General features: G+C 28.0%; 11 protein-coding genes. 4 read left to right on the forward strand and 7 right to left on the reverse strand.

Features of this window, described 5'->3' with window-relative positions; all coding sequences use genetic code 11:
- The 6 genes from nuoF to FDK22_RS15285 form a co-directional block, all read right to left on the reverse strand.
- Entirely contained in the window at positions 1-1,260 is a 1,260-nt protein-coding gene (nuoF, locus tag FDK22_RS15260) for an NADH-quinone oxidoreductase subunit NuoF (protein ID WP_138153854.1), read from the reverse strand.
- A complete protein-coding gene (locus FDK22_RS15265; RefSeq protein WP_138153855.1) occupies positions 1,260-1,736 on the reverse strand; it encodes an NADH-quinone oxidoreductase subunit NuoE family protein in 477 nt (158 codons plus the stop codon). The genes nuoF and FDK22_RS15265 overlap by 1 nt, the downstream gene beginning before the upstream one ends.
- Positions 1,736-3,370: an NADH-quinone oxidoreductase subunit D gene (locus FDK22_RS15270; protein ID WP_138153856.1), complete on the reverse strand. Its 1,635-nt coding sequence runs from the start codon at positions 3,368-3,370 to the stop codon at positions 1,736-1,738. The genes FDK22_RS15265 and FDK22_RS15270 overlap by 1 nt, the downstream gene beginning before the upstream one ends.
- Complete coding sequence (locus tag FDK22_RS15275) at positions 3,363-3,878, reverse strand: NADH-quinone oxidoreductase subunit B (RefSeq protein WP_138153857.1); 516 nt, start codon at positions 3,876-3,878, stop codon at positions 3,363-3,365. The genes FDK22_RS15270 and FDK22_RS15275 overlap by 8 nt, the downstream gene beginning before the upstream one ends.
- A complete protein-coding gene (locus FDK22_RS15280; protein WP_138153858.1) occupies positions 3,869-4,231 on the reverse strand; it encodes an NADH-quinone oxidoreductase subunit A in 363 nt (120 codons plus the stop codon). The genes FDK22_RS15275 and FDK22_RS15280 overlap by 10 nt, the downstream gene beginning before the upstream one ends.
- Positions 4,232-4,362: 131 nt before the next feature.
- Positions 4,363-5,532, reverse strand: a complete 1,170-nt coding sequence (locus FDK22_RS15285; RefSeq protein WP_228711737.1) for a MalY/PatB family protein — start codon at positions 5,530-5,532, stop codon at positions 4,363-4,365.
- Between the two features lie 84 nt (positions 5,533-5,616).
- Between FDK22_RS15285 and FDK22_RS15290 the strand changes: the two genes are divergently transcribed.
- Positions 5,617-7,431: a menaquinone biosynthesis decarboxylase gene (locus tag FDK22_RS15290; RefSeq protein WP_138153859.1), complete on the forward strand. Its 1,815-nt coding sequence runs from the start codon at positions 5,617-5,619 to the stop codon at positions 7,429-7,431.
- A 21-nt stretch (positions 7,432-7,452) separates the two neighbouring features.
- Here the strand turns inward: FDK22_RS15290 and FDK22_RS15295 are convergent, their stop codons facing one another.
- Positions 7,453-9,222, reverse strand: coding sequence for an ABC transporter substrate-binding protein (locus FDK22_RS15295; protein ID WP_138153860.1), 1,770 nt, complete (start codon positions 9,220-9,222; stop codon positions 7,453-7,455).
- A 136-nt stretch (positions 9,223-9,358) separates the two neighbouring features.
- On the opposite strand from FDK22_RS15295, the gene FDK22_RS15300 reads away from it, so the two are divergent.
- The 3 genes from FDK22_RS15300 to FDK22_RS15310 all read left to right on the forward strand — a co-directional run bounded on the left by FDK22_RS15300 (position 9,359) and on the right by FDK22_RS15310 (position 11,744).
- Entirely contained in the window at positions 9,359-9,928 is a 570-nt protein-coding gene (locus FDK22_RS15300) for an anthranilate synthase component II (protein WP_138153861.1), read from the forward strand.
- An 83-nt stretch (positions 9,929-10,011) separates the two neighbouring features.
- Positions 10,012-11,124, forward strand: a complete 1,113-nt coding sequence (locus tag FDK22_RS15305) for a hypothetical protein (RefSeq protein WP_228711738.1) — start codon at positions 10,012-10,014, stop codon at positions 11,122-11,124.
- Complete coding sequence (locus FDK22_RS15310) at positions 11,121-11,744, forward strand: type II secretion system protein (RefSeq protein WP_138153863.1); 624 nt, start codon at positions 11,121-11,123, stop codon at positions 11,742-11,744. Before FDK22_RS15305 ends, FDK22_RS15310 begins: the two co-directional genes overlap by 4 nt.
- Positions 11,745-11,908: the final 164 nt, after the last annotated feature.

Below are 11,908 nucleotides of genomic sequence, written 5' to 3' on the forward strand. Positions count from 1 at the left end.
TTATTTATTAAAATATTCAGTGAATTCATTTCTATACTTAACAACTATACTTTTTATAATATCTTTTACTGCTGGTGCAAATACACAAATAGTTTTACCATTCATTGTTTCACAAACATCAAGTATAGTTTCAATATCTTTTTCCGAACCATTACCCTCTAGAATTTTTTTGATAGTTTTATCAATCCAACCAGTTCCTTCTCTACAAGGTGTACATTGTCCACAAGATTCATGGTGATAAAATTCTATTAAGTTTTTCGCAACATCAACCATTGATGTTCCTTCTGGAATAATCATCATTCCTCCAGTACCCAATGTTGAACCAATATCCCACATAGATTCATAATCTAAATAAGCTTTTTCAACCTCTTCGGCAGTTAAAATTGGACAAGATGCTCCACCAGGGATAACAGCTTTTAATTTAAGGCCATCTTTCATACCTCCACCAATTTCATTAATAACATCAATCATTTTTTCACCATATTGAAGTTCATAAACTCCAGGGTTATTAACTGGTCCACTCATTGCAAAAAGCATAGTTCCAGGAGCTTTTTCTGTTCCCCATTTAGTATATGATTCATATCCATTTAATACAATATTTGGTACTGATGAGATTGTTTCAACATTATTAACTGTTGCAGGCATTCCATAAAACCACTCACACTCTTTTCCATGTGGCTTAAGTCTAGGGTGTCCTCTTTTACCTTCAATTGATTCAATTAAAGCAGATTTTTCACCACAAATATATGCTCCTCCACCTCTATGAACAGTAATATCAACTCTGAAGTCGTACTTATTCATAACTTTATCACCAATAATTCCTGCTTCGTAAGCTTCATCAATTGCTGCATTTAATCTATCAATGAACCATTTATATTCACCTCTAATATAAATATACGCATCATTTGCTTGCATAGCCCAACAAGAAACTATAATACCTTCAATAAGTAAGTGTGGATCGTATTGGAAAATTTGTCTATCTTTAAAAGTACCTGGTTCTGATTCATCACCATTAACGATTAGATATCTTGGTCTTTCATCAACAGGTGGCATTAATTTCCATTTTGGTCCACAAGCGGCACCACCACCACCTTTTCCTCTAAGACCTGATTTACAAACCTCTTCAGTTATATCTTCAGGTTTCATTGAAAATGCTTTTTCTACAGATTCATATCTTCCATTTTTTAAAGCAACTTCTAATTTATGAGAATCTGGAATGTCAAAGTTTTTGCTTACAATTTTTACTAACTCTACAGCCATTACTTACACCCCTCTATAATAGTTTTTAATTTATCAATAGTTAAATTCTCATGATATTCATTATTTAATGCAATCATAGGAGCTCCACCACAAGCACCTTGACATTCAACTTCACTTAAATGGAATTTTCCATCTTCGCTAGTTTGCCCAGGTTCAATCCCTAAAGTATCTTTAATGAATTTTTTAAGCTCAGGTGCTCCCATTAACATACAAGATAAAGTTTTACATAATTCTATGTGGTATGTACCAATTGGTTTTAAATTGAACATTGTATAAAATGTTGCAAATTCATAAACTTCAATTGGAGTTTTCCCTAATTTATCAGCAACAAAAATCATAGCTTCAGGAGATACCCAACCCTCTTGCTCTTGTACTAACCATAGTGCTGGAAGCATCATTGCATCGATTTTTGGATATTTTGCTGCAATTCTTGCAAACTCTTTTTCGTTTTCTTCAGTATATTTAAATTTACTCATTATCTATCAAACTCCCCAGCAATAAAGTTCATACTTGCCATTGTAACAACAGCATCTGCTAACATATTACCTTCAACAATTCTTGCATATCCACCTAATGCATAATAACATGGTGGTCTACACTTAATTTTGTAAGGTGTTCCTGAACCATCACTCACAGTATAAAAACCTAATTCTCCATTAGCACCTTCAGTTGCTCCATAATATTCACCTTTAGGAACTTTAATCCCTTCAAAAGTAAGTTTAAATTGATTCATTAATCCTTCAATATTTCCATATACATCTTTTTTAGATGGTAAGAAAATACCAGGTGCATCAACATTTATTGGACCATCTGGAAGCTCTTTCATAGCTTGTCTAATGATTTTCATTGATTCTCTCATCTCTTCAAATCTACACATGATTCTGTCATAAACATCACCATGAGAACCAACTACAACATCAAAGTCAAAGTTTTCATATCCATAATATGGAGTATCTTTTCTTAAGTCAAAAGGAACTCCAGCTGCTCTTAAGTTAGGACCTGTAATACCAGCATCTAATGCAAATTTTGCATCTATTACACCAACATCTTGAGTTCTATCTTGGAAAATTTTATTGTGTGCAACTAAAGATAAAGAATCATCAATTGCTTTTTCTACATCTTTTAATACATCTTCTAAATCTTCAGCAAAACCTTCATATAAATCAAACTCTAAACCACCAATTCTAGTGTAAGAGTTAGTTAATCTAGCTCCTGTAAGTTTTGAAAATAAATCATAAGCTTTATCACGTGGAGCAAAGATATACCAGAAGTTTGTTAAACCACCTAAGTCAACCATATTTGCTGCATTACATACAATATGGTCTGTTAGTCTACTTAACTCACCAATAATGATTCTAATCATTTTAGCTCTAGGAGTAATATCAATACCTAACATATCTTCGATAGCTTTTGCATAACCAATATTATTTAACATTGCTGAACAGTAGTTAAGTCTATCTGTATATGGAATTACTTGTGAATAGTTGTGAGTTTCACAAGCTTTTTCAAAACCTCTATGTAAGTAACCAATTTCAGTTACACACGCAGTAATTGTTTCACCTTCCATTGCAACAAAGTTTCTAATTGTACCGTGAGAAGCAGGGTGAGATGGACCAATATTTAACATCATAAGTTCTTCTAAATCAGATTCAGAATAACCTTTTCTTTTTAATAAAGGAACCATTTCATCCATTAAATCTTCAGTTTCTGTACAAATTTGTCCCTTTGTAACAGGGTAATCTTTTCTTAATGGATGTCCAACAAATTGGTGGTGATTTAACACTCTTTTTAAATTTGGATGACCTTTAAATCTAATTCCATATTGGTCAAAAGTTTCTCTTTCTGCCCAATCTGCAGCATAATAAAGATCTGTAATAGAATCTATTTCTAATGTTGTATCATTTACATAAGTTTTTAAAGTTAAATGTTTTTTAAAATCACTTGTTCTTAAGATATAAATTACACCAAATCTTGATGGAGTAACATCAGGATATTGTAAGTAATCTACTGCTGTGATATCTAGAAGAATTGTATAGTCTTGTTCCTCTTTAAGAGATTTAATCGTTGCTTTTAAATCTATTGAATTTACAATCATATCTGGTTTAAGCATCTAAAATCCCTTTGAAATTTTTCTCTCTATCTTTGATAATTGACTCATCATAAGATCTTTCTTGAATTCGCATAATTGCATCTAATACAGCCTCTGGTCTTGGAGGACATCCTGCAACATACTCATCAACAGGTATTACTTCATCAATACCTTGTAAAGTTGTGTAGTTATCATAAAAACCACCTGAGCAAGCACAGGCACCCATAGAGATAACCCACTTTGGCTCACACATTTGATCCCAGATTTTTTTTAATACAGGAGCTTGTTTATAAGTAATTGTTCCTGCAACAATTAGTAAGTCTGCTTGTCTTGGTGAGAATCTTACAACTTCTGCACCAAATCTTGATACATCATATTTTGCAGCTGCAACTGACATAAATTCAATACCACAACATGCAGTACCAAATGCCATTGGCCACATTGAATATGATCTTGCCCAGTTAATAGCTTCGTCAAGTTTTGTGGTGATTATTGAATCACCTAAGTTTGCTTCTGCTCCTAATCCCATGATAATGCCTTTTTCTTATACATATATATTAATCCTGCAAATAGTAATCCAATGAAGATAAACATTTTAATAATTCCTGCATAACCAAGATCTAAAATGTTTACAGCCCAAGGAAACATAAATATGATTTCTACATCAAAAAGTAAAAAACCAATAGCAACAAGATAAAACTTAATTGAGAACCTGATGTTTGTGCCTCCAACAGGGTTACTGATACCACTTTCGTAAACAGTATTTTTTAGTTTGTCATCTTTTTTATTTGGTCCAAGAAATTTAGTTAAAAAGAATACTCCAATTAAAACTAAACCTATTGTAACAAATATTATAGATGAAAGAATTAGATGTGTTGACATAAATCTATCCCATATTTTGATTTGTTTAGAGAATTGTACTATAAAAAGTATAACTATCTGGTCATATGTGATAAATACCTTAAACTTTATTTGTTAATTGAGAAGAATTGTAATACTGTTAAAAAAAATCACTAAAAATATGTAACAATTTTACCCAATGCCTTTTCTAAATTTGCTTTTGTAGTTGCACAGTTCAGCCTAAAATAGCCCTTTCCTTCGATACCAAAGCTAGTTCCATCATTGAGTGCAACTTTTGCTTCTTTAAGTAGCTTTTGTTTTACTTGTTCGTGATTATTAGAAATTTTTTTAAAGTTTAACCAAAGTAAATATGTAGCTTCTGGTTCAAAAAAACTTATTTTTGAATCCTGACTAATTAAGTAGTCTTTAGTAAAAGTTATATTACTTTTTAGATATATTAATAATTCTTCTAGCCACTCTTCACCATGAGTATATGCTGCTTGTAAAGCCGTAAAACCAAAAACATTAATCGATGATATCTCCCTTTTTTGGGCCTCTTTTTCAAAATTTTTTAATAATTGTTCATTTTCAGAAATAGCATATGCACAATTTAGTCCAGCTATGTTAAAAGTTTTTCCAGGGGAGTTTAATGTTAGTGTAATTTTAGAAATTTCTTCTGAAATTGATGCCATTGGAGTAAATTTTTTAAATACTAAATCGGCATGAATCTCATCACTTATTATAATTAAATTGTTTTCTATACAAATTTGCCCTAAAGCTTTTAATTCTTCTTTATCCCAAACTCTACCAACAGGGTTATGGGGAGAGCATAATACCATTAATTTTGTTTTTGGTGTGATTTTTGATTTTAAATCTTCAAAATCCATTGTGTAGTAACCATCTTTTTCTTTTAAAGAGTTTTTTATAAGTTTTCTTCCATTAGCTTTTATACTTTTAAATAGAGGAAAATAAACTGGAGTTTGAACAATAATCTCATCTTCAACATTTGTAAAGGCTTCAATTGCTGCACTATAGGCGGGTACAACACCATTTACAAACTTAATCCATGAAGTTTCAATCTCCCAATTATGTCTTTTTTTCATCCACTCTTTTACAAGATTATAAGTATCTTTTGAGGGTTTAGCATAACCATAAACTCCATGTTTTGCTCTATTTATAATTGCATTATTTATTACATCAGGGGTTTTAAAATCCATATCTGCTACCCACAGTGGTTGTAGATCTTTTTCATTAAAATAAAATTCTAGTGCATCATACTTTGCACAATCAGTATTTTCTCTATCAATCACTTCATCAAAATTGTATTTAATTTTATTAAGCATACTTAAAACCTCTACTATAAACTATTTTTTATTGATAAAATGATATAAGATTTTGACTAATTATTAGATTACCTAGAGGATATAATGGAAAAAGCTATAGAAATTTTAAAGAACAATAATCTTTTAAAAATTATTGATGATGAACTTGATATTTATCTTGAGATTCCACATATTGCATATATTGAAGTAAAAAGAGCTGACTCTAAAGCGATTCTTTTTACAAATGTGGTTGATAGAAAAAACAATAAAAAATTTGATGTACCAGTATTAATGAATGTATTTTGTAATGAGAAAGCAGTAAAACTATTTATAGGTGATGGAGATAAAATTGGAGACGAAATAGAGTCCCTACTTAAAATGAAACCACCTACTACATTTAGTGAAAAACTTTCAACTTTTGGGAAGTTGTTTGCATTAAAAAATGTAATTCCAAAAAAATTAAAAGGTAAAGGGGAGTGTCAAGAGCTTATAAAACTTGGAAAAGATGCTAAACTTTCTGATTTACCTATATTAACAACTTGGGAGCAAGATGGAGGTCCTTTTATTACCATGGGACAAGTTTATACTACTTCATTAAATGGTGAAATGAAAAATCTTGGTATGTATAGACTTCAAGTTTATGATGACCATACTTTAGGTATGCATTGGCAGATTCATAAAGATTCTAATCACTTTTTCCATGAATATAAAAAAGCTGGTAAAAAAATGCCAGTCTCTATTGGTATAGGTGGTGATCCAATGTATATTTGGTGTGGACAAGCACCTCTTCCTATTGGTGTATTTGAATTAATGCTTTATGGGTTTGTAAAAGGTAAAAATGCACAACTTGTAAAATCTGTTACAAATGATATTTATATTCCAAAAGATAATGATTATGTAATAGAAGGTTTTGTTGATACCTCAAAAATGAGAATAGAAGGACCTTTTGGTGATCATACTGGGTATTATACTTTAGAAGAGGAATATCCTTTTATGGAAGTAACAGCAATTACAAGTAAGGCAAAACCTACGTACTTAGCAACAGTTGTTGGGAAACCACCTTTGGAAGACAAATATATGGGGCATGCAACTGAAAGAATATTCCTTCCGCTTTTAAAAACAACAGCTCCTGATTTAATAGATTATTATATGCCTGAAAATGGTGTTTTTCATAATCTAATTTTAGCAAAAATTAAAACTTTATATCCTGGACACGCTCAACAAATGATGCACGCATTTTGGGGAGTAGGGCAAATGAGTTTTGTTAAACATGCAATTTTTGTAAATGAAGATGCTCCTGATTTAACAGACCATGATGCAATATGCAAACATATTTTAAATAGAATTGATATTGATGAGTTGTTAATTACTAGAGGTGTAGTTGATGCCCTTGATCATAGTTCACCTAAATTTGCAGTTGGTGGAAAACTTGGATTAGATTGTACAGGGGATGAAATTGATGAATTGGGAATTACAGTTTTAGAAGATAATGAATTATTAGAAAAGATGCAAGAAATATCTTCTGATGTAAAAAATTTAAAACAATACTATAAAGATACAAAAAATCCAGTTACTGTTATTACTGTTGAAAAAAATAGAAGTCAAAAATATCTTTTTGAAGATTTAAAACCATTATATGATAATTTAAAAATATTAGTAATTGTTGATGATGCTAATCAAAATGATGTAGAAAATCCATATATGTTAATTTGGAGAGTTGTAAATAATATTGATTCAAATAGAGATATTTATATTGATTTAAATACTATTTGTGTTGATGGTACAAATAAAAATGCACATGATAATTTTAAAAGAAGATGGCCAGATGATGTTGATTGTTCAAAAGAAGTTATTGATTCTTTAAGACAAAGAGGTATTCTAGATATATCAGATGAATTTATAAAAAAATTCCAATTATAATAGTTAAGGTATTTTATTACCTTAACTTGATTTTTTCATCTCTCTTTTTAATCTAAAACTATAGATAAGTAACAATATAATAATCAATACCAAAGGAAAAATAAACTTTAATATAAAAGTGTAGTCAACTTGGTCTTGATATACAATTGAATAGTATTTATTATTAATCTCTTGTCTCTCTTCATCACTTATTAAAGCAATAGATTCATTTAGTAGCTTTAATAGTTTTTTATTCCCATTATTTACTACAAGTTTTAATTCAAAATCAATATCTACAGTTCCAGAAATTTTTATTTTTTGATAATCTTTTTTTGAAATCACATATGCAATTGCTGGAACTTTTGCTATTACTGCATAAACTTTATCTTCATTTAAATATTTTATAGCCTTATTTAAATCATCAATTTTTACAAAATCAATATCTGGATAAAGCTTTTTGATTTGTTCATAATATAATGCATTTTTTGCTATTGCAATTTTTTTGTTTTTTATTTCATTTAAGTCTGAAATATATGGCTTGTTAAATTTTGTTGCAATACCAATTTTTAATTGTGCTATTGGAATAGTTTCAAGTAGTTTTGATTTTTTGTCATGCTTACTAAAACTATATTTAACATGATTTGGGTTTTTCTCAATCTTACTAATTGCTTCTTTTATGTCATGGACTATTAATGTACTTGCAGTGTTTGTACTAAGTTTTTTATTTATAAGTTTCCAATAATCTATTTCAATACCTGAGATTTTATTATCAATCATCATAGTAAAAGGTGGATAGTTATTATTAGTAACTAAAGTTAAAGGATTTTCCTTTAAAAAATTATCAACTTTTTTTGTTTTTAATATTTGATTTGGTGAATAGATAAAATTTTCAAGATAGTATGATTTATTTGTAGTTCCTAAAAGAAGATATAATCTTTTTATCTCTTCAATCTTTTTTTTATCAAAAGTACCTAATAAACCCTCATCGTATTTTGCTAATTTTTTTAAAATTTGACCTTCATATATTAAAGATTCTAAACTTTTATTTTGGGTATTATATTTATCAAAAATTAGTTTTGCTGTCTCTTCAATATTTTCAAAGGCATATTTCCAACCTTTTAATGTAGCATTATAGACTTTTTTTACTCTAAGTGGATTTTGGTCTAGCTCTGTTTTTGAGGTATAAAATATACCTCCATAAAAATCAAAGCCATAATCACTTGGATTGTGAATAACAAAGTCTATATTTTTTTCTTTTAAAATAAATGGCTCATTTGAAAGGTAAGAAGCCATTGCATCTGTTTTTCCATTAATCAAATCTTCAAGTTTAAAAGAGTGTTTTTGAAAATTTATATTATCTAAAGATACCCCTTGTGAGATAATCATTGAATTAATACTTGCTGCAAGTTTAGCATCAGTAGTAATCATGATTTTTTTATTTTTTAAATCTTTTGGTGAAAAAATATTTGATTTTTTTAACGAGATTAACACCATTGGTGAATTTTGATATATAGCAGATAAAAAAACTATATCCTTTCCCTCTAGTTTATCTACAATAAGGGATGATTTCCCTACAGCATATTCTATTTTTTTATTTAATAAATCATCTAAAATATTTATATTGTAGTCAAACTCTTTTATCTTCACATCTAAGTTTTCATTTTCATAAAAACCTTTTTCTTTTGCAATATAATATCCAGCAAATTGAAATTGATGTAGCCAGTCTAATTGTATAGTTACTTTATCTAATGTTTTAGAATACAAGTTTGCCATAAGTATTAATAGTATTGTTATTATTTTTAGAATTTTCATAATAAAATTATATCTTAATTAATTGAAGATAGATTTACAGTTTTGTTACTTTTTTTAAAAAATACATTTTAATGTTAATATTGATATAATATCGTCTTAAATATAGAATGTATTTTCTAATAGAGGAATATAATAGATGATTCTAATGATTGATAATTATGATTCATTCACTTACAATATTGTTCAGTATTGCCTAGAATTAGGTGCTGATTTAAAAGTAATTAGAAATGATGAATTAAGTGTAGAAGAGATAGAAGCTTTAAACCCTGAAAAGATAATTATATCTCCAGGACCTGCAACTCCTGATGATGCAGGTATTTGTTTAGACGTAATAAAGCATTTTGCTGATAAAAAACCAATATTTGGTATTTGTTTAGGTCATCAAAGTATTGCTCAGGTTTTTGGTGGAGAAGTAATTAAAGCAGATAATATGATGCATGGTAAAACTTCTAAAATGAAAAGGGTTAAAGAAACAAAAATTTTTGATACTCTTCCCGATGAATTTACTCAAACTAGATATCATTCTTTAACAGTAAAAAAAGAGAATTTACCTGAAATTATTATACCAACATCATATAGTATGGATGATAATGAGATTATGTCTTTAGAGATTAAAGATAAACAAGTTTATGGAGTTCAATTTCACCCTGAATCAATTATGAGTGAGTATGGATTTAAAATAATAGATAATTTCTTAAAATTATGAGTTTAAACGATAATAGTTACAAAAATATTTTTTATACGCTTTTTTTTGTAGTACTATTATCTTTATTTTATAGTGCTAACTCTATGAGTATCTCATATGGTGAAGCACTAAATGTATTTAAAAACACCTCTTTATTAACTATTTTAACAAATTCTTCTATATACATTTTTGGACAAAATGATATTGCATTAAGATTGCCATTTATATTGTTTTATCTATTATGCTTATTATTGATGTTTTATTTAAGTAAAGATTTTTTCAAAAAACAAAGTGATAGATATATATCTTTGAGCATTTTTATGATACTTCCAGGTTTGATAAGTGCTTCTTTATTGGTAAATAGTGCAATTGTAGTTACTTTTTTAGTTTTATTATATGTTTTATATTACCAAAAATTAAAAAAACATTCTTATGCTTTATTGGTTCTTTTTTTATTTGTTGATAATTCCTTTGCCATTTTATATTTAGCACTATTTTTCTTTTCTCTAAGACATAAAGACAAAAAATTATTAATAATTAGTTTAGTGTTATTTATTATATCAATGAGTATTTACGGATTTGATTCATCTGGAAAACCAAGAGGTTTCTTAGTTGACACCTTTGCAATTTATGCAACAATATTTTCTCCCTTACTTTTTATATATTTTTTTTATACAGTTTATAGAAGTGGTATAAAAAGAGAAAGAGGACTTATTTGGTACATAGCAACGACATCATTAATATTTTCTTTTATATTATCATTTAGACAAAGAATTAATATTGAAGATTATGCACCTTATGTTGTAATTTTTTTACCTTACATGGTAAGAACTTTTTTACATACTATTAGAGTTAGACTTCCGCAGTTTAGAAATAAATATTATATTATTAGTAGTTTGGTATTAATTGTTCTTTTTACAAATCTTTTTTTTACAATTGTTAATAAGCCATTATATATGTTAGTTGAAGATCCTAAAAAACATTTTATTTATAAATATGATTATGTAAAACAATTAGCATTGAATTTAAAAGAGAACAATATTAATAATATCTATACTGATGATGAGAAATTATCTCTTAGATTAAAATTTTATAATATCAATTCTGGGGATGAATTTTATCTTACTACAAAAGAGTTAAAAATATATGATTATAAATTTGATATAAAATATTATGGAAAAATTATCTACACTGCATATATTATAAAAAAGATATGAAAAAAAGTTTCACTTTATTTGAATTGTTAATAGTAATAGCAATTTTAATAATAGTATCAACTTTTACTATATACAAATATGAAGATAACAATTTAGAAAAAGCAACAAATAGATTAGTTTTATATTTAAAAGAGCTCAGGTATCAAGCTTTAATTGATTCAAAAAGAGATAATGATGAATTGTTTTGGCATAAAAAAAGATGGAGCTTAAAGTTTTTAAACTGTAATAAAAATGTTGGTGGTATCTATTATGTTATATATAGCGATACAAATATGACTGGTCATCCAGGTTTAGAGGAGAGTTTATCTGATCCTTTAACAAATAAAAAAATCTACTCAACTAATAAATGTGAATATAGACCAAATACAAGTAAATATGTTTTATTAACAAAAGAGTTTGGTATTGATGAGGTTAATGTTAGTTGTAATAATACTAGCTCAATTGGACAAATTTCCTTTGGAGATGATGGAAATGTATATACAAAATTAAGTAATTTTGAAAATTCAGAAAATGAGTATAAACTAGAAAATATATGTACTGTTGAGTTAAAATCCCTAAAAGAAGGGACTTCTTCTATTGTAATAGAATCTAATACAGGCTTTATTTCAAGAAATAAATAGATAAAAAGCAGGAATTTCAAAATTTAAGCTACATTTTAGAAAAAACTCTTGACAAGGGGTAAAAATTCTATTATAATTCCCGTCCAATTTGAGTGACACACTTAACGAAAAGAAGTTAAGAGTATCGATTCAAACGTTCTTTAACAATAAAAGGTTTGTTAAGA

Origin of the sequence: Arcobacter arenosus (genome assembly GCF_005771535.1) — a bacterium.
Lineage (GTDB): Bacteria > Campylobacterota > Campylobacteria > Campylobacterales > Arcobacteraceae > Halarcobacter > Halarcobacter arenosus.